Annotated in this window: 15 protein-coding genes; 8 read left to right on the plus strand and 7 right to left on the minus strand. The window is 59.1% G+C overall.

Features of this window, described 5'->3' with window-relative positions:
• Positions 1-42 precede the first annotated feature (42 nt).
• Positions 43-1,596 carry a M81 family metallopeptidase gene (locus BLS87_RS01035; protein WP_083370565.1) on the plus strand — a complete coding sequence of 518 codons (1,554 nt, stop codon included), beginning with the start codon at positions 43-45 and terminating at the stop codon, positions 1,594-1,596.
• Here BLS87_RS01035 and BLS87_RS01040 read toward each other — a convergent pair.
• Entirely contained in the window at positions 1,529-2,785 is a 1,257-nt protein-coding gene (locus tag BLS87_RS01040; protein WP_074749546.1) for an MFS transporter, read from the minus strand. The genes BLS87_RS01035 and BLS87_RS01040 overlap by 68 nt on opposite strands.
• Before the next feature lie 275 nt (positions 2,786-3,060).
• Between BLS87_RS01040 and BLS87_RS01045 the strand changes: the two genes are divergently transcribed.
• Both BLS87_RS01045 and BLS87_RS01050 read left to right on the plus strand, forming a co-directional pair.
• A complete protein-coding gene (locus BLS87_RS01045; RefSeq protein ID WP_074749547.1) occupies positions 3,061-4,425 on the plus strand; it encodes an epoxide hydrolase family protein in 1,365 nt (454 codons plus the stop codon).
• A 62-nt stretch (positions 4,426-4,487) separates the two neighbouring features.
• Positions 4,488-5,561: an alpha/beta fold hydrolase gene (locus BLS87_RS01050; RefSeq protein WP_074749548.1), complete on the plus strand. Its 1,074-nt coding sequence runs from the start codon at positions 4,488-4,490 to the stop codon at positions 5,559-5,561.
• Between the two features lie 116 nt (positions 5,562-5,677).
• Here BLS87_RS01050 and BLS87_RS01055 read toward each other — a convergent pair whose 3' ends face one another.
• Positions 5,678-6,643, minus strand: a complete 966-nt coding sequence (locus BLS87_RS01055; protein WP_074749549.1) for a quinone oxidoreductase family protein — start codon at positions 6,641-6,643, stop codon at positions 5,678-5,680.
• A gap of 50 nt (positions 6,644-6,693) precedes the next feature.
• Positions 6,694-7,260, minus strand: coding sequence for a TetR/AcrR family transcriptional regulator (locus tag BLS87_RS01060; protein WP_074749550.1), 567 nt, complete (start codon positions 7,258-7,260; stop codon positions 6,694-6,696).
• 243 nt (positions 7,261-7,503) lie between these two features.
• Between BLS87_RS01060 and BLS87_RS01065 the strand changes: the two genes are divergently transcribed.
• The 5 genes from BLS87_RS01065 to BLS87_RS01085 all read left to right on the plus strand — a co-directional run bounded on the left by BLS87_RS01065 (position 7,504) and on the right by BLS87_RS01085 (position 14,224).
• Complete coding sequence (locus tag BLS87_RS01065; RefSeq protein ID WP_074749551.1) at positions 7,504-8,253, plus strand: creatininase family protein; 750 nt, start codon at positions 7,504-7,506, stop codon at positions 8,251-8,253.
• A gap of 257 nt (positions 8,254-8,510) precedes the next feature.
• Positions 8,511-9,263 (plus strand): SDR family oxidoreductase, encoded by a 753-nt coding sequence (locus BLS87_RS01070; protein WP_074749552.1) that lies wholly within the window; start codon positions 8,511-8,513, stop codon positions 9,261-9,263.
• Positions 9,264-9,302: 39 nt separating this feature from the next.
• On the plus strand, positions 9,303-9,890 hold the full coding sequence (locus tag BLS87_RS01075; RefSeq protein ID WP_074750202.1) for a TetR/AcrR family transcriptional regulator: 588 nt from the start codon (positions 9,303-9,305) through the stop codon (positions 9,888-9,890).
• Positions 9,891-10,122: 232 nt separating this feature from the next.
• Complete coding sequence (locus BLS87_RS01080) at positions 10,123-12,525, plus strand: DUF3772 domain-containing protein (protein WP_074749553.1); 2,403 nt, start codon at positions 10,123-10,125, stop codon at positions 12,523-12,525.
• A 484-nt stretch (positions 12,526-13,009) separates the two neighbouring features.
• Positions 13,010-14,224, plus strand: a complete 1,215-nt coding sequence (locus BLS87_RS01085; protein WP_074749554.1) for a hypothetical protein — start codon at positions 13,010-13,012, stop codon at positions 14,222-14,224.
• 193 nt (positions 14,225-14,417) lie between these two features.
• Here the strand turns inward: BLS87_RS01085 and BLS87_RS01090 are convergent, their stop codons facing one another.
• From BLS87_RS01090 to BLS87_RS01105, 4 genes are all read right to left on the minus strand, one after another.
• Positions 14,418-15,620, minus strand: a complete 1,203-nt coding sequence (locus tag BLS87_RS01090; RefSeq protein ID WP_244165771.1) for an MFS transporter — start codon at positions 15,618-15,620, stop codon at positions 14,418-14,420.
• Positions 15,621-15,920: 300 nt separating this feature from the next.
• Positions 15,921-17,138 (minus strand): cytochrome c, encoded by a 1,218-nt coding sequence (locus BLS87_RS01095; RefSeq protein ID WP_074749556.1) that lies wholly within the window; start codon positions 17,136-17,138, stop codon positions 15,921-15,923.
• Positions 17,139-17,148: 10 nt separating this feature from the next.
• Positions 17,149-19,341, minus strand: a complete 2,193-nt coding sequence (locus BLS87_RS01100) for a xanthine dehydrogenase family protein molybdopterin-binding subunit (protein WP_074750204.1) — start codon at positions 19,339-19,341, stop codon at positions 17,149-17,151.
• A gap of 10 nt (positions 19,342-19,351) precedes the next feature.
• A complete protein-coding gene (locus BLS87_RS01105; protein ID WP_074749557.1) occupies positions 19,352-19,804 on the minus strand; it encodes a (2Fe-2S)-binding protein in 453 nt (150 codons plus the stop codon).
• Positions 19,805-19,918 lie beyond the last annotated feature (114 nt).

Raw genomic sequence — 19,918 nt, forward strand, 5'->3', positions numbered from 1 at the left:
CAGGCCGATTTCTGACGAATGCGGGTTTCAGGAGTGAGGTTCATGAACATGCGGATACTGATCGCAGGCTTCCAGCACGAGACCAATACGTTCGCACCCTCCAGGGCGACATACGTAAGCTTCGAAAAAGGCGAGGGCTTTCCAATGATGGCCCGTGGCGCAGCGGTACTTGAATTGCGCGATGTCAACGTCGCTGCCGGTGGTTTCATCCAGGCCGCTGAGCAAGCGGGTCATGAACTGCTACCGGTGATCTGGGCGGGGGCGAGCCCGAGTGCGCACGTCGAGCAGAGTGCCTATGAACGCATCGTCGGTGAGATTACCGACGCGGCCCGCCAGTGGAATTTCGATGCCATCTATCTGGATCTGCACGGCGCGATGGTCGCCGAACATACGGACGACGGGGAAGGGACATTGTTGGAGCGTTTGCGGGCGATCGTAGGGCCTCAGTTGCCGATCGTGGTGTCGCTGGATCTGCACGCGAACCTCACTCAGAAGATGTTCCATCACGCAGACGCGCTGGTCGCCTACCGCACGTACCCGCATGTCGATCTGGCAGAGACGGGACGCCGGGCCGCTGAGTTGCTGGAGCAGCGAGTGACTCGGGCCGAACCGTATCGATCGGTCATGCAACGGATACCGTTTCTGATCCCCATCAATGGCATGTGTACGCTGCTCGATCCTGCCAGGTCCTTCTACGGTCGTCTGGCCGAGCTCGAAACGGACGGGGTGCAGTCGCTGTCGTTCTCCCCGGGATTCCCGGCGGCGGATTTTCCCGAATGCGGCCCAGCCATCTGGGGACATGGCAGTGATCCTGCCGCCGTCCAGCAGGCGGTCTCGGCGCTGTACGATTTGCTGCTGGCCGAGGAGGCGCAGTGGACAGTCACGCTGCTCGAGCCCGATGACGCCGTTCAGGAAGCGATGCGGCTCAGTGCAGGGGCGAGCAAGCCCGTGATCATAGCCGATACCCAGGACAATCCGGGCGCTGGCGCAGACTCCAACACTACGGGAATGCTGCGGGCGTTGATACGCAACGGCGCAGTGAACGCCGCGATTGGTCTGATCTGGGATCCGCAAGCGGCGCACGCCGCCCATGACGCCGGTGTTGGGGCCTTCATCGATATTGGGTTAGGCGGCTGCCCGAACGTTGCGGGGGACCAACCTCTATACGGCCGCTTTGAGGTGATGTCGCTGTCCGACGGTCGTTGCCGTTTCGACGGCCCGATGATGCAAGGCATGCTCGCGCAGCTGGGTCCGGTGGCGTGTCTCAGGATCGATGGCGTTCTGATAGCCGTCAGTTCTAACAAGGCACAAATGTTTGATCGCAATCTCTACCGGGTCGCAGGCATCGAACCTGAACGCATGAGGATTCTGGTCAATAAAAGCTCGGTGCATTTTCGCGCCGACTTCGAACCCATCGCCGAGGCTGTGCTGGTGGCGAAAGTACCCGGGCCGGCGGTTGCCGATCCTTCAGCGCTGGACTGGACCCGTCTGACCGAAGGCATCCGTACGCGCCCCATGGGTAATCCGTTCAGGCGCGTCTCCCGGGAAACCAGAGCAGCAGCGATGCCAGCAGTTGGCTGCCTGCATAAAACGTGAACAGCCCTTGATGGGTCCAGCCGGAGTCGAGCAACAGTCCCGCCACCGCCGGAGAAAGGATCGCACCCAGGCGTGCCGTGGCCAGGACGAGACCGACGCCGCTGGTGCGCAGAGGGGCGGTGAACGCTTGTGCCGTCAGGTTGTACAGGGCCGCCACTGCACCGTTCAGCAGCAGGCCCGCCAGGCAGCCCGCCGCGATGGACAGTCCTGGCACCTGCGTCACTGGAACCATGATTGCCATCAGGCCTGTGTTGAGTAGCAAGCAGCCCAATAGCAGTTGACGACAGCCGAATCGATTGGCCCCCAAACCCACGGTCAGCGCACCCAGCATACCGCCGGCGTTGAGGAGCATGCCGCCTGCGGCTCCGTTGTGCTCGGAGAAACCGCTCTGCATCAGCAGAGTCGGTGTCCAGCTCATCACGAAATAAAAGCCGAACATGAGGAGGAAAAATGCCAACGCCAACGAAGCTGTTTTTTGCCATTGCTCTGCGGAAAACAGCAACCGATACGCGTCCTTGCGCATCATCCGGGGCGGATCCTCTCCATGAAGTGGCCGCTCACGCGTGTCATGGCTGAACGCCTGGCCGTGCCGCGACTCGCGAAAACAGCACGCGGCGATGACCGCTGCGCCCAACGTGATACAGCCGCCAGTCAGGAAAACGTATCGCCATCCGGCGGTGTCATTCAATCCATGGGCAAGCGCGCCACACAACACGGCACCCAGGGCGAAGGCCATCGACTGAAGTGCGACCGCCAACCCGCGCCGATCTGGACTGGCATGTTCGTAGGTCAACACATTTGCCATCACCAGCATCACCCCGACGCCGATGCCGGTCATGAAGCGTGCGCTCAGCAGCGGTCCGATCCCCGGACTTTTGAACGAGATGAGCATGCCCACGCCACTCAGCAGCAGGCTGATTACCAGCAACCTGTGACGACCATGACGCACGGCAATGGGCGCCGCGACGATGGAGCCGCAGGCCATGCCGACCAGTCCTGCGCTGAGCAGCATGCCGGTCTGCACGCCGTTCAGGCTCCACTCTTCGGCAACGCTGCCTGCCGTGAACGCCATGGCCATGACGTCCAGGCCATCGATCAGGTTGAACAGCATGCACAGTCCAACGATGCCCCACTGAGCGGTGGCCATCGGCATATTGGCGGCGGATCCGGATACCGAGTCTGTGTTCATTCACATCCTTTTTTACGTGCATTTGCGCTTGCAACGATGGCGTGCGGGCTGTCTGCCGTCACCGCCAGCCGCACCGTTCAAGCCTGCAACAGCAACATGCGTCTGTCGTGTGTGGCAAGTCATACCTTGGTATCGATCGACACCATGGTGCAATCGTCCGGCGCAGGGTCCTGGTGATCTGATGGAGCCTGGATGCACCGGATCCCACCGTCCCACGAGGGAAACTCCGGTAACGGTCGCCTCCGGGTCGGCCACTTACTGATAGGAGATTCAAAATGCCTGTAGCTTGTCCGGGTTTCACTTTGCGCTCTGATCTGACGTCCTCCGTGAGGATGAGTGTACTGGGGCTGGCGTTGATAACGAGTGGCGGTGCATGGGCGGCGAGCACTGCTGTCGGTGCGTCGTCCAGCACCGCCGCAACGACCGCTTCCGATTCGATTCGACCTTATCGGGTTCATGTCGATGAAGCCCAGTTGATCGATTTGCGCAAGCGCATCGCGGCGACCCGCTGGCCCGATAAAGAGACCGTCAATAATGACGCTCAGGGCGTGCAACTGGCTCAGGTTCAAGCACTCTTGAAATACTGGGGCGACGGTTATGACTGGCGCAAGGCCGAGGCGAAGCTCAATGCACTGCCTGAGTTCATCACCACCATCGACGGCGTCGACATCCAGTTCATTCACGTTCGGTCGCGCAACCCCAACGCAATGCCGTTGCTGTTGACACACGGATGGCCTGGTTCGCAATTCGAGTTTCTTAAAACCATCGGGCCGCTGACCGATCCGGTGGCGTTCGGCGGTAAGGTCAAAGATTCGTTCGACGTCATCATTCCCTCTATTCCCGGACATGGATTTTCCGGCAAGCCCACCGAACTCGGCTGGGGGCCTGACCGCGTTGCCAAAGCCTGGGACGTGCTGATGAGGCGTCTTGGCTACAAATATTACGTATCGCAGGGTGGGGATCATGGCTCGGTGATTTCTGATGCATGGGGTCGTCTTAATCCGCCCGGGCTGCTGGGTATTCACCTGAACATGCCTGCAACCGTACCCCCTGAGCTGGTCAAACCGATCAACAGCGGGGATCCCGCACCGGCAGGGCTGACCGAACCTGAGCGTAAAGCGTTTGATGCCCTGAGCACGTTCTTCGGCCGCAACGCCGCGTACGGGGCGATGATGGTCACCCGCCCTCAGACCATTGGCTACCTGCTTGCGGACTCCCCAGCCGGTACTGCGGCGTGGATGTACGAGAAGTTCGCCGCTTGGACGGACAGCGGCGGTCAGCCTGAACGCGTGCTCACCCGTGACGAAATGCTGGATGACATCAGCCTGTACTGGCTGACGAACACTGGCGCGTCGTCATCGCGTTTCTATTGGGAAAACAACAACAACAACTTCAGCGCCGTCGCGCAGAAAACCACCAACATCAAGGTTCCGGTGGCGATCACAGTGTTCCCGCACGAGATCTATCAGGCGCCGAAAAGCTGGGCGCAACGCGCGTACCCATCACTTTCCTATTACAGCCAGGTCAGCAAGGGCGGTCATTTCGCATCGTGGGAGCAACCGCAATTGTTTAGCGAAGAGTTGCGCGAAGCCTTTCGGCCATTGCGCGTAAGGCTCGACGCGACAAAGGTCGACCACTGATTCATCCACAACTGATTCAACACACCGAGCCGCTGGATGGCGGTTCGATACGGAGAAACACCATGAAGATGACCCTGTTGAAATCGCCTGACAGACCTCGACGCCTGCGCACTGCTGCCCCCTTTCTTCTGGTGGCCGCTTTTCTGCAATTTGGAGCGATGAGCGTAGGGTTCTCCCAAGCCAATGCTGCCGATGTACCGGCGTCCACGATTCGCGCAATCACACCGGGGGCGACTACATCCTTCGGCGAACTGAAGCACGTCAAGGCAGGATTGCTGGATGTGTCCTACGCGGAGATCGGACCGGCGGATGGCCCGGTGGTCATTCTCCTGCACGGCTGGCCGTATGACATTCATAGCTACACCGATGTCGCGCCGGCCCTCGCCGAAAAAGGCTACCGCGTGCTCATCCCGTCCGCTCGTGGGTACGGCGACACACGTTTTCTCTCAACCAAGACGCTGCGCAACGGACAACCGGCGGCGCTGGCCACCGACCTGATCGACTTCATGGACGCCTTGAAGATTAAGCAGGCCGTGCTTGGCGGATATGACTGGGGCGCTCGTACCGCCGACATCGTCGCAGCGCTGTGGCCGGAGCGGGTGAAAGCGCTGGTCGCAGTGAGCGGTTACCTGATTGGCAGCCAGGCGGCAGGCAAGACACCGCTGCCACCGGCGGCAGAGTTGCAGTGGTGGTACCAGTTTTACTTTGCCACCGAGCGTGGTCGTCAGGGTTACGAGAAGAACACCCATGACTTCGCAAAGCTGATCTGGAAGCTGGCTTCACCCAAGTGGGATTTTGACGACGCGACGTTCGATCGCAGCGCCGCTTCCCTGCAAAACCCGGATCACGTCGCCGTCTCGGTTTTCAACTATCGCTGGCGCCTGAACCTGATCAAAGGAGAGCCCAGATACGATGCTATCGAGAAAAAACTGGCGGGCTTCCCATCCATCCGTGTTCCGACGATCACCCTTGAAGGCGACGCGAACGGCGCGCCACACCCACCCGCCGAGGCTTACGCCAAACGCTTCACCGGCAAGTACGAGTATCGCCTGATCAGCGGCGGCATCGGCCACAACCTGCCGCAGGAGGCTCCACAAGCTTTCGCTCAGGCGGTGATCGACGCGGATCATCTCTAGCGGTCTCTCTGCTGCTATGGAGCGTCAAATCGCCTGCCTTACGGAGGATCATTGCAGGTGATGGGGCAGACCATTCCCTCGCCTGTTGCACCGGCAGGCGAGGAGTGGTGGCTGCATCATGGAATGAGGATGAGCTTTCCCGTGGTCTTCCGGCTTTGAAGGTCGGTCAATGCCTTGTCTGCATCAGCCAGCGGATACACGCCGCCGATTTCAATGGTAAGTGCTCCGCAGCGTAGCCAATCGAACAGTTGCCCGGCCTTCTCCCTCAGCAGATCCGGCGTATGAATATGGTCGAAAAACACGGCATACCCAAGCTTGATGCTTTTCGGCAAGCTCATGATGTCAATGGGGCCGGGGCCGCCTAGCACGGGCCCGTACCAGCAAAACGTGCCGGCTCGACGCAATGCGTCGAGCGATCCCTGAAAGGTGGCAGGTCCTGACCCGTCGTAAACGACGTGGACGCCTTCACCTGCGGACAGACGAATCGCTTCTTGCGCGAACGTCCCGTTGTCACTGACGATGACGTGGTCGGCGCCCGCCGCCTTGGCAACGGCTATTTTCGCCTCGCTGGAAACGCGACTGATGACGGTGCCGCCTCGGAGTTTGATGATCTGTGTCAGCAACCGACCCAAACCACCGGCGCCCGCATGCACAAGCGCGATGTCGCCTGGCTGGACGGGATAAAAGCAGGTCGCGAAGTGGCTTGCGGTCAGGCCTTGCATCATCACCGCGGCGGCGGTGTGATCATCGATGTCGTCAGGGATTTTCACCAGCGCATCCACGTCCGCAACGATTTGCTGAGCGTAGCTGTGCCGAACGAAAACCCAGGCGACCCGATCTCCGATCTGGAAACCCGTTACCTCGGCGCCCATTGCTACGATCCGGCCAGCGCCTTCGACGCCAGGGACGTCCGGCCTGTAATTACCGCCCATTGCGCCGGTTTTTGCGGCCAGGTCCATAAAGTTCACGCCGATGGCCGAAACCTCGACGGTGACCTGATGAGGGCCCGACACAGGCGGCTCAACCTGTTCGTACGTCAGCACGACGCTCTCGCCCGATGGGATGACTTTGACAGCTTTCATGGGGTTCTCCGTTATTGAACGATCAGTCCAGAATGGGGTAAAAAAAGCGTCTATCGCAACGCGCGTAATGCCATTTCTTTGAGGGATGCGAGGTGAGCCTGATCCGCTCCTCCTCGTGCTGCGATCCGGATTCCAGTGACACTGGCGAGCAAAAAATCGACGACTGATTCAGGGTCAAGATCCGGCGATATGTGGCCTTCCGACTGAGCGATGCGCACCTGCTCGGCAACGCCGTTTCGCAGAACGCTTCCCATCGTCTGGCGAATCTGAGAGATCTCGGATTCCGTATCCCCAAACTCGCAAATCGAGCCAATCCCCAGGCAGCCGCGATGGGCCTCGTGCACGACCCGGTCAAGGAATGCGGCGATGCCAGCGTAGCCATCGGATTGCCCTCGCACTGTTGCCAGATGGGCCGTAACCTCGCTTGAGCTGTAGTGGCGTAGAGCGGCGAGGTACAGATTCCATTTGTCACCGAACGTCGCGTACAGGCTCTGACGACCAATTCGCATGGATTCGGTCAGCATGACCGCTGAGGTTCCTTCGAACCCGTGCTCACGGAAGACCTCGACAGCCGCGTTTAGCGCCTGCTCTTCATCAAACTCTCTGGGTCTGGCCATGGTTTATGCCGTGGTTTAAGAATGATCGGTCAAAAATGGTAGCAGAACCAGGATACTAAGCCAATGGGGAACGCAATCTGCGGAACAGCAGCAAAAGAGGTGTTGCTCTAAAGGCAACGTTGACTGGTTTTTGTTGCTCTTGCTCGGCTATCGCCACCGATGCACCATCGTCATCACCGGCGTGACTGATGCGCGCCAAGCCTTGATTCCTGTTTCCAACGATCCCCTAAGGAGAGCATTCGAATGCTTTTGCATCTGTCGACGTGGTCCGAAATTGGTCAATACCTTGAGCGCAGCCAGACGATCATCATTCCGATCGGTTCGAATGAGCAGCATGGCCCCACTGGACTCTTGGGCACCGATTGGATGTGCCCTGAAATCATCGCCCGAGAGGCGCACAAAAACGCAGATATTCTGGTGGCACCGACCTTCAATATTGGTATGGCTCAACACCATTTGGCGTTCCCCGGAACCCTCTCCTTGAGGCCGTCGACGTTCATTGCCGCGATCGGCGACTGGGTGCGTTCGCTGGCGGCGCACGGGTTTGAAAAGATCCTGTTCCTCAACGGCCATGGTGGAAATGTGGCTTCGATTGAAGCGGCGTTTTCCGAACTCTATGCCGAAGCGAGCTTCGCCCGGCGTCCGGCGGGATTCGCGCTCAAGCTGGTCAATTGGTGGGACCTTGACGGTGTAACTGATCTGGCGCGTGAGCAATTTCCCACAGGGCACGGCGCACATGCGACCCCTTCGGAAATAGCCGTTACCCAATGGGCGTATCCTGAGGCGATCAAGGAGGCGCATTACTCACCGCAGATCGCAGACTCTGGCCCGATCCGCGAGGCACACGATTTCCGTGCCCGCTATCCAGACGGACGTATGGGTTCGGATCCCGCTCAGGCAACGCCTGAGAAGGGGCGGGCACTGGTGATGTTGGCAGCCGAAAGCCTGGTGCGAGAAGTGGCGGCTTTCAGCCATGAGCATACGCCGACCTAAGCGTCTTTCATTTCTCTCTGCCACGCGACGAAACGTCGTGCGGCCAAGGCTTGCTCTCAAGAACGGCAGCAGACAAGCGGGTACTCGGCCGCTTGCCTCAGGCTGTTTCGCAAGCCCTCGAAGCAGGAGAGAGGGTGGGGTCCGATCGAACAGCTGATTTATGGATTAATTTATCTACCAGCCATTGCTTTCATTGGAGCGGACAGTTCTAATGACTTCGTTATAGATTAATTAATCCATTTTAAGGTAGTGTTGATATGACCGTTTATGCTCACCGTTTTACCGGAAAAATCGCCCTAGTCACCGGTGGCTCTCGCGGCATCGGCGCCGCTATCGTTCGTCGACTGGCGAAGGAGGGCGCGGCGGTCGCGTTCACTTATTCCGCTGCGGCCGATCAAGCCCAGGCACTGGCCAGGGACATTGCTGCCGAGGGCGGTCGTGCGTTGGCAATCAAGGCGGATAGCAAGGTGATCCAGGACATCGAGCAGGCGGTGGTCACGACGGTCGAACACTTTGGTGCGTTGAATATCCTGGTCAACAACGCGGGAGTTCTGGGTATGGGGACTGTTGACGAGTTCAGTGTCGAGGCGCTTGACGACATGTACGCCATCAACGTCCGTGCCACCTATGTAGCGGCCAAAGCCGCCTCCGGTTATCTCAAGCGAGGAGACCGCATCATCAGTATCGGCAGCGTCTCGGGGCAGCGCGCTGGCTTCGCGGGTGCAAGTGCGTACTCCATGACCAAGGCGGCGATCGGCGGTATGATCCGCGGGCTGGCGCTTGATTTCGCGGCACGTGGCATCACCGTCAACAATATCCAGCCCGGCCCGACGGCCACTGACATGAATCCCGCGGACGCGCCGTACATCGACCAGGTCATCGGCCTGGTTCCACTGGGCCGTCTGGGTACTCCCGATGAAATCGCCAGCCTGGCAGCCTACCTCGCCAGTGATGAAGCGTCGTTCGTAACGGGGGCCAGCTTGACCGCCGATGGTGGTTTCCTGGCCTGATCCCTCTAAGTTGAGTGTTTAATCCTCGAGGCAATGGCTGTGGCAAGACCGAGACAATTCGACCGTGACCAGGCATTGCTTCAGGCGATTAATGTGTTCTGTGAAAAGGGGTTTGCGGCTGCATCGACGGATGAGTTGATGAAAGCAATGGGGTTGAGTCGACAGAGTATGTACAACGCGTTTGGAGACAAGCGCGAGTTATACGTCGAAGCGATGAAGCAGTACCAGGCCAACAGCATCACAGACCTCGTCTGGCGTCTGGGTAAAGACGCCACGCCGATGGAGTCGCTGTACAACACCTTGCTGTCATTTGCATCGCGCACGGAGCGTGAAGGTTCGGCTGGGTGCATGGCGGTCAACGCGGTCTGCGAATTCGGCTTGAGCGATGCTGAGCTTAATGAACTCCACTTGAGCGCAGGCCAAACGTTGCGTGAAGCCCTCGCGCATACGCTTACGCGAGGGGTGGAGATGGACGAAGTCCCACCGAGCACCGACATCCAGAGCGCCTGTGATTTTCTGCTTTCTACATTGAACGGGATGAAAGTCAGTGCCAAAGGTGGAATGACTACCGATCAGTTGAAAGCGGTCGCGGGTTTCGCGGTTAACGCATTAAAAACGCCTCGGTGAGCGTACCCCGATCGCCAGTGTGAAGTCGCTGACCCTCCCGATGATCCCTGACCTTTGGCATGGCTCAAATACAGAGCGGAGCAGGCGGCGCCGCAGTTTCATTTCACCAATCACCCGTGAAATGGATTAGCGGTGATGCGGCCACGACCCGACTTCCCTAAACTGGCGTCCGAATCTATTGGCACCCGGGGCAGGCAGGCTTTCGTGCCACCGCCCAGAACAGGTAATGAGAATGCAGCCCGTCTCGCTGAACCGCTTTTTTGTTGGACTGCTCGTCCTGATGGCCATGTGCGTCACCCTGCCAGCCTTCGCTCAATCGAGTCCTGCTCCCGATAACGAACTCAATGCGTTACAGGCCCCCGCCGAGGGACCGACGCTGGAGCAGCTCAACGATCAACTCGATCAGATCCGGCAAAAAGTGTCGGGCAGCGCCAATGACGACGGGCTCTCGGACTTGCGTCAGGCCGCGCTTCAGGTGCAGAAGCAGGCCGATACGCTCATTGCCCAGCAAGCCACCAGCATTGAACACCTGAATGACCAACTGAACATTCTCGGGGCGCCACAGCCCGACGAGCCGCCCACCATCAGCAGCCAGCGAAAAGCGCTGACCGCGAAGAAAAATGCGCTGGTGGACGATCAGCGTCAGACCAACACCCTGAGTCAGTCGGCTCGCGACCTGGCCAGCCAGATTTTCAGCCTGCGCCGCAGCCTCTTCGACTCTCAGATCACTGCGCGCTCGGCCAGTCCGCTCAGCACGGTGTTCTGGTCAACGATGATCCGCCCGACCGACGACGACCTGGGCCGTTTACGTGGGCTGTTCGACGATATCAAGAGCGCCTCCAGCACCGCGCTGGCGCCGGGCAAGCGGTTTTTCTTCTTCGGCGTTTTGGTCGGTGCGTTGCTGATCTGGGTCGCCGGCCGGCGCCTGATGGAGCATCTGCTGATCTGGTTGATGATCCGCTGGCTGCCCGAGGGGCGCCTGCGACGCAGTGCACTGGCGCTGACGGTCGGGCTCACAACCGTTCTGACCATCGGCGCGGCGACGTCCTTGCTGCATTGGGGCATTGAAACCAATGCGGTACTGAGCGCTGACGTGGTGAACCTGCTTGACCAGATGCAGACGCTGATCATTTTCTGCGCCTTCATCGTCGGCCTCGGTCGCGGGCTGTTGATGCTTCCTCACCCCTCGTGGCGCCTGCCGCAGATACCGGACCCAATCGCCGAGGCCATCGGCCATTTTCCCGTGTTGCTGGCGCTGGCGCTGGTCATCATCGGGACCCAAGAGCGGATCAACAGCGTGATCGCCAGCAGCCTGGCGCTGACCGTGGCGGTGAACGGTCTGACCGCGCTGGCGGTTTCGCTGGTGTTCTTCTTCACCTTGTTGCGCTATCGCCGAACCCGCCGCAAGCAGGGTCTGGAACGTCTGCCCGGTTTCGCCGGCCTGATTCCATTCGTGGTGGCGGTCTGGGTGGGGTTCAGTCTATTGGCGTTGCTGGCCGGCTACCTCACGCTGGCGTACTTCCTGACGGTGAAATTGCTCTGGATAAGCGTGGTGTCTGCCACCGGTTATCTCCTGATTGCCTGTTTTGGTGACATCTGCGAAACCCTCCTGTCGCCCAAACAACCCGGTGGCGAGGCGCTGGGCAGCGCGCTGGGCCTCTCGCCGCGTCATCAGGCGCAAGCGAGCACCGCGCTCGCGGGCATTGGCCGGACTTTGCTGTTGTTCACCGCGGTCGTGCTCGCCTTTATGCCGTCGGGTTCCAGCCCAGGCGAATTGCTCGAAGGCTTCACTCAGCTGGATTTCGGCAACAAACCCCTGGGTGGATTGACCATCGCGCCCAGCGACATCCTGTTGGCCATCGGCGTTCTGATAGTCGGGATGCTGGGCATCCGGATTCTCAAGGACTGGCTGGCCGAACGGCTGCTGCCGGAAACCAACATGGACGCCGGCATGCGCGCGTCGTTGGTGACGCTGGTCGGTTACATCGGCGTCGTCCTGCTCGCGATCGTCGTGATGTCCACGTTGAATGTCAGCCTCACCAACCTGACGTGGGTGGTCAGTGCGCTGTCCGTGGGTATCGGTTTCGGCCTGCAAGCCATCGTGCAGAACTTCATTTCCGGGCTGATTCTGCTCACCGAGCGGCCGGTCAAAGTGGGCGACTGGGTCAGCCTCGCCGGCGTGGAAGGGGACATCCGCCGGATCAACGTGCGTGCGACGGAAATCCAGATGTCCGACCGCTCCACCGTGATCGTGCCCAACTCGCAATTCATCACCCAGAACGTGCGCAACGTCACCATGGGCAATGCACTGGGCGTGGTCGGCATCACCCTGACCCTGCCGCTGGACACCGACGTACTGAAAATCCGCGAACTGCTGCTGCAAGCGTTCACCGAGCACGAGGCGATACTCGACACCCCTGAGCCCTCGGTGTCCTTCAAGGACCTGACGAACACCGGCGTGATCATCGCCGTCAGCGGCTACGTCAACAGCCCGCGTTCAGTGGGCGGCGCCCGCAGCGACTTGCTGTTCACCGTCCTCGGAAGGCTGCGCGAGTTGGGTGTTGCGTTGTCGTCCCCGCAGAGCATGGTGCTGGTGACTGAGGGTGGGGAGAAGCTGGTGCAGCCTGAGGGGTGATGGAGGTGGGCTGGTTTGAACACTGGTTGTCCAAACGGGCGGGCGTGTGCATCGCCTGCTTCGGGCGCTAGCAATCATCGAACGCAGGCAGCTATCAACTGTGGATTCAACCGGTCGACGCGACAGATCGGATAAATCGCTCCGCAGGGGCTTACGCTGGGTAGGGGCGCCAGGCTGACCAAAAAGCGTATTAACCTCACTACTCACAAGCTTCAGGCTCAACGTAGAAGGCGGCTAGGTTAAAGGCTGGTGCTGGGGTAGGGCGTTGCTTACGGTGCTTTCGAATTTGTTCACTGCTGATGGTCCAGCTCAAAATCTGTCTAAGCATCCAGGTAAGCACAAACTAAAATTTAGATTCAGTGCTTTGAATTTGTAGCCGTGCATTATGGAAGGAGCCATTTTGGTAGGGTGTGTTAAAAGTATGAATGAGTGCACATGATCCACTAAGCGTAGTGGTTGTTGTCAAACAGGGAGCGGCTATTGTATGTCAGCTATAAATGCTTTTTATTGCGATTTGAATGACTTTTGTCGCAAATATCTAGATAGTAATCGACAGGTTTCGAAGGAAGAATTTGCCGTCTTTGTTCCTAGGAAGATGCAGGTTGATGCCTCCACTTTTGAAAATCTGATGATTTTCGAAAAAACAATGTTTAAAGTGTATGGAGAAAATATTCCTTTAGCCTATCTGATCGGCACTATGGGCGAAAGGGCATTTGAAGAACTCATTGAGCAGGATGCCTTGGGGTTTGTGCTATGGAAGCCGCTAGTGACCCATTTCGTTGACAAGATTGAGGGTTTAGATCCTCTGAGCTATGGAAACACTTCAAGCCCTGCGCATTCTGATCCTGAGCAATCTTTAGAACTGGGCTTGCAGTGGCTAAAAAAACCTTTGAAGCGGTCCAAGCGCCGTGCTTTTGTTCGAAAGCTACGTGATAAATACCAAATTACTGATGATGAGCTTCCTCAGCAAGCCGTGGGCCTTGCAGTATCGGCCTACAGCAGTGGGCGGCTTGATGTATATGGATTTGACTCCAAACAAGTAGCTTATCGGGATATCCCACATCATCTCATTGGTGGGTTGGCTAAACACGCCGACAGTATTTTGGAATATATTTACCTTCTGGATAACCAATTGAGCTCTGTGTCCAAGGTGGAGTATCACGATTACCTCACAACGTCGAGTAATAGATTTAACGCAGCTAGCTCTGCTATGAATAACTTCTGCCGTATTGCAGAATATGAGAATATTCCTGACTTAAAGTCCATGTACCACAACTCTGTCGATCCGTTCGCAAAGCTTGTCAAAATCCGAAATAAAGGCTACGCAAAGAAATTTAGATCTTGGCTGTCCGACTTGAGCGATGAAGTGGATTCAGAGGAAGTGCTCAGGGCTTATTATGAAGCGATCCTTAAGCCGCAAGGCTTTCTTCATACAGGCGTTGGGAAGATGACCAAGACGATCACGATGTCAGCTATTGGAATGGGGGTGGGCGCGCTGGTGGGAGGCCCTGCTGCCGCGATGCTTGGTGCCGCAGGTGGAAAACTAATCGAGGGTGCTGCCGATGTAGGGCTTGATATGTTGGATCAACACCTGCTCGATGGGATATTGCAAGGCTGGACACCGAGAGTTTTCATGGAGAAGATAGATCAGGCAAACCGCGAAGGGGCGAGCAAGGGGCGTATTGAGCCAACGATATAATTATGTCGAACGACAGAGTAAAAGCGGCCACGTCAAAAGCCCACGCTCAATGGGTGTCGCCCGCAGCGACATATTGTTCACCGTTCTCGGACCCATGCGCGAGTTGGACATTGCACTGTCGTCACCGCAGAGCATGAGCCGGTTACTGAGAGCGGGAGGAATTGCAGCCTGAGCATTGATGGAGGAGGGCGGCTTAGACCGCCTGTGCACGCAACGGCGACCGCTTTGCAGAGATGAGCATGCAGACGACAGCCAACACCATGAGCGCAAAGCTTGCCCCCAGTAAGCCTGTGAAGCCTGCGATCGGGTATACCCAGCCCGCCACGGCGGCCCCGCTGCCGATGCCGCAGAATACGAACGCCGCCGTCAACGCCAATGCGGCGCCTCGGTACTCTGCCAGATGCTCGATGACCCTTCGCTGCTGCGACGGCCAGATGACGTCTGTTGCAAGCGCCCACATCACGAGCATCAGGAAGAGCCACCCCAGTGAGCGCGGTCCAGCCCCCAGGGCCAGCATCAAGATAGCCAGCACTGACATGCTGCCGACGAGCAGGCGATCGGAGCTATGACGCGCAGCGAGACGAGTGACCAGGAGATTGCCGGTTACACCGGCCACCCCCAATACCAGAAGGGCGATAGAGACGTCATGTGCACTCCCGTTATAAAAATCATGCACGATCGGCGCGATAAATGAATACGTGGTGTAAACCGAGGCGGTGACAAAAAAAGCAACGCCGAACACGCTCAGGGAATGCGCTCGGGTCAGCAGTTTGAAGAGGGTACTTAATGCGACGCGTTGGCCTTCGGATTGATTGGGAACCTGCCAGGCGATCAGCAATGCGGTCGCGAATGCGGCCACGCTTATGGCCAGGAAAAGACTGCGAACGCCCACTTGATACGCCACCCAACTGGACAGCGGAATGCCTGCCAACCCTGCAACACTCAGTCCCAGCAGTACGATGGCGATAGCGCTTCCCTGCCGTTCGCTGCTGACCAGGCTTGAGCCCAGGGCTGCCAGAACCGGGCCTATAAACGCGGCGCCCAATCCCATGACGATTCGGGAAACCACCAGTACTGGATAGGTCGGAGCGGCTGCGAACAAGAGGGCGCCGGCCCCGAATACGCACAGTCCGAGCAACACTTGGCGCTGTCTGTGCAGGTGCCCGAGCAACACTTGCAGGAGCGGAGCGGCCAACGCAAATGTGATGCCGAAGGCCGTCATCAGGTAGGCGCCCTCAGCGTTGCTGAGGCCCCATTCACGGCCAATCGGTTCCAGGCTACCAATGACCGACAGAGCGCCCACGGCCTGTACGAAATACGCCACGCTCAAGGTGCGAAGTGCTCGCGTCACCTGCTGATCTGTCCTCATGGAGATTCCTATGGTGTCGGGATTCATATGCTTGCGGCCAGGCCGAAGCATCACGCTGGACCAGCAGCAAAGGCCTTTCGTCAGCGATGTTCAGCGCGTGCTCCTGGCCCTTGACCGTTGAATGCTGCAGAGCAAATGTCTGCGCGTCAGCACCGTTGAAGCACGTGCCAAGAAGCGTTACGGGTCAGGGGTAAGGATCAATCACCAGGCCTGTTGCGACTAGGAGGTCTGTGCGATTTTTGGGATAGCAACGGGTGGTACGTTGTTTGTGATGAAACAAAAAAAATCCCCGGCAGTCACCTGCCGGGGATTCGATTGAAGCGCCGATCAGTGCAGAGCGCTGGCGCGGCTTTTTTCGATGTCTTCCGGTTTGACCTGTCCTTGAGACTGACCGAACCGCCGCAGCACAAACGTGCTCACCGCCGCCAGTTCCTCGTTGGAGTAGCTGCCGGCAAAGTCGGGCATGCGCTGATCTACTCGCATGGCCTTAGGCGTGTGGCCTTCGATCAGGGTCGCGATCAGGTTTTTACCCGAAGGGTCGTTGACGGTCTTCAGGCCTGCGAGACCGCCCGCGGGCGATTGCCGTCCGCTGCCATCGAGTTGGTGACAGGCGACGCAGGTGTCGTTGAACAGCTTCAGGCCGACGCCTTTTTGCAGCGCCGCATCGTTCATGACCATCGATGGTCGTGTGATCCCTTCCGCTTGCGCCGGCGTGCTCTTGAGGTATACCGCGATGGCTTTGAGGTCTTCCGGGCTCAGGTAACGCAGGCTGTGTTCGACCGCATCGGCCATCGGCCCGCCAGCGCCACCAAAGCCCGGCGCGTAGCCCTTGGAGAGGTAGCTGACAAGGGCGTCTTCCGGCCATGCACCGATGCCGTGTTGAACATCGGAACTGATGTTGTACGCCTGCCAGTTCCCCAGTTCGGCGCCCGCCAGCGGCCGACCCGAGCTCATCGCCTGGAAGAGATTGCGCGGGGTGTGACATTCGCCACAGTGGCCAGGCCCTTGAACCAGGTAGGCGCCCCGGTTCCATTCAGCGCTTTGCTTGCTGTCGGGCGTGAACCGCTCGTTGGACGCGAAGATCGCGTTCCAGAACATCATTCCCCAGCGCTGGTTGAATGGAAACGACACGGTGTTCTCGGGCGGTACTTGCTTCACCGGTTCGAGGCTGAACAGGTAGCCCTTGATCGCCAGAATGTCTTCACGCGACATCAGGGTGTACGACGTGTACGGGAATGCCGGGTAGTAATGTTTGCCGTCCTTGCCGACGCCTTTTTGCAAGGCGCTGACGAACTCGTCGTCGGTCCAGTTACCGATGCCGGTTTCTTTGTCCGGGGTGATGTTGGGTGAGTAGATGCTGCCGAATGGTAGCTTGAACTCAAGTCCCCCGGCGAAGGGTTTACCGCCCGGCACGACATGGCAAGCCACGCAGTCGGCAGCGCGCGTCAGGTACTCACCCTTGCTCAGGGTGGCGGTTTCATTCGCGTAAACGCTCAGGGTCAGGCAACTGGCGACAAGCCCGAGTGCATGATGGAAAAATTTCATGGTGCACTCCTTAAACAGTGAAATAGCCCGAGCGGCTCAATGGCAGGCGGCGCTCGCGTACGCCGGTCGCGGCATACAGCGCGTTGACCAACGCTGCGGCGGCAGGGACTGCCCCCGTTTCACCTACGCCACCAGGGCTCTCGACGCTGTCGACGATATGCACCTCGACAGGGGGCGCATCGCTCATGCGAATTTGTCGGTATTGGTGGAAGTTGGTTTGCTGGACCTGTCCGTTCTCAATGAGAATTTCGTTGAACAGCGCGGCCGAAAGACCGAACAGGGTGCCGCCTTCCATCTGCGACGCGACGGAGGTCGGGTTGTTCGCAAACCCGCAGTCGATCACTGTCACCAGGCGTTTGATGCGCAGGCCTTTGGCGCCTTGTTTTTCCAGTTCGACAATGGTCGCAACGAAGCTGCCAAACACCGCAGACACCGCCACGCCACGGCCGGATCCGGCAGGCAGAGGTTTGTCCCACCCGGTGATTTCCGCCGCTTTGCGCAACACGGCCTGGGCACGAGGTTGCGATTGCATCAAGCCAAGGCGGTAGTTCACCGGGTCGGCTTTGGCGTTGTGCGCCAATTCGTCGATAAAGCACTCCACTGCATATGTACTGCGCAGTGGGCCTACGCCTCGCCACCAGGAGACCGGAATGACCTCCGGGTCGTGCCGGATGTAGCGAACCTGCAAATCCTTCAGGGTGTAGATCGGGTCTTTGGCGACTTCCACGGCGTCAAAGTCCACGCCATCGGCGGGCAGCCCTCCAAGGTAGGCGGCGACGACCGATGCACCCGCGATGCGATGCTCCCAGCCGACGGGGCGCAGGTCCTTGTCCAGGGCTGCGTTCAGACGATCGACGTAGTGCGGACGGTAGCGGTCGTGGGTCATGTCCTCTTCGCGGCTCCAGATCAATTTGATCGGGTAGCTGAGCTTGCGAGCAATGTCCACCGCTTGAAAAATGAAGTCGGATTCCAGGCGTCGGCCAAAGCCGCCGCCGATCAACTGGTTGTGGATCACGACCTTTTCAACGGGCAGTCCGCAGACTTTCGCGGCGCCCATCTGGGCCAGTCCCGGTGCCTGACAGCCGACCCACAGCTCGCATTCATCGGCTCGAACATGGGCGACGCAGGTCATCGGCTCGAGCGGGGAGTGCGACAGGAAGGGTTGCTCGTAAATCGCTTCGAAACGGCTGGACGCATTTTTCAGTGCGCTGGCGATATCGCCTGCCTTGTGCGCAAAAACACCGTCGCCCGCGCTGGCGTCGAACAGGGATTTATCCAGTTTCGCTGAGTCGAGACCTGCGTGCGGCCCCATGTCCCATTCGATGTCCAAGGCGTTGAGCGCTTGCTGGCACGCCCAGAAGTTCGTCGCCGTGACCGCGACCGCGTTGTCCAGCCGCACGACGTCTCGAACGCCGGCGATCGCTTTTGCGGCGGCTTCGTTCTTGAGGTTGCGCAGGGTGCCGCCCGATACAGGGCAGGTCCGCGTGGACGCGATCAGCATGCCGGGCACTTGCAGGTCAATCGTGAACTTGGCGGTGCCGTTGACCTTGTGCGGCGTGTCCAGACGCTGCGCGGATTTGCCCAGCAGCTTGAACGTATTGATGGGCTTGAGTGGAATGTCGGTCGGCAGTGGAAGGGCCGCAGCGGCATCGACCAGTTCGCCGTAGCCGGCGCTTTGATTGTTCGGGCCCAATACCCTGCCGTTTTCGGCGCGGCACAGACTCGGGGCAACGTTCCAGCGCAAAGCGGCCGCCTGAATCAGCACCATGCGCGCGCCAGCACCGGCCTTGCGCAACGGCTCCCAGGTATAGCGCGTCGAGGTGGAGCCGCCGGTGGCCTGGAACGTCAGCAGCGGGTCGGTATACAAGGCCGCATTGGGCGGGGCTTCAGCGATGGTGACCTGGCTCAAGGGCACTTCAAGCTCCTCGGCGACCATCATGGCGATGCCGGTCTGAACCCCTTGGCCCATTTCGATCTTCGGCGAGATGACGGTGACCGCGCCGGTGTGGTCGATGCGCACGAATGCACCGTAGCCTTTTTCCGCGCCATCGCCCAGATTGGCACCCTTGACGACATCCGCCGCAAAGCTGCGAGACACCATGGGCGGCAAGTAGGCGCTGATGATCAGACCGCTCAGGGCGGCACCGCCCTTGAGCAGGCCACGACGTGAAAGCAGGGCAGGGGACGATTGATTGTCGGACATGGTCATTCCCTCACGCCTGGCTGACGCTTTTGATGGCCGCGCGGATGCGCGTGTACGTTGCGCAACGGCACAGGTTGCCGGACATCGCATCGACGATCTGCTCATCGCTGGCCTTGGGGTGTTCGGTCAACAGCGCGACCGCGGACATGATCTGTCCCGACTGGCAGTAACCGCATTGCACGACCTCATGCTCCAGCCAGGCTTTCTGCACGGCCTGGCCGACTGGCTGCTCACCGACGCTTTCGATCGTGGTGACCTGCCGGCCCGCCACCGCACTGACGGGCAACACGCAGGACCGCGTTGCATGGCCGTCCAGGTGCACCGTGCACACGCCGCATTGGGCGATGCCACAGCCGTATTTGGTGCCGGTCAGTCCCATCACATCCCGCAAGACCCAGAGCAGCGGCATGTCATCGGGGACATCCAACTGATGCTCTACGCCATTAACCATTAATTTTTGCATCGCTACCTCTGGCGTTCATCACGGTAGACGCCCATGCCGGAACGCTGAATCAGGCATGGGCGCAAAGCTTGGTTTATTCGACTTCGCCCCGTGTCATCGACCAGGGCGGTCTTT

This window comes from Pseudomonas abietaniphila (assembly GCF_900100795.1).
Taxonomy (GTDB): Bacteria; Pseudomonadota; Gammaproteobacteria; order Pseudomonadales; family Pseudomonadaceae; genus Aquipseudomonas; species Aquipseudomonas abietaniphila.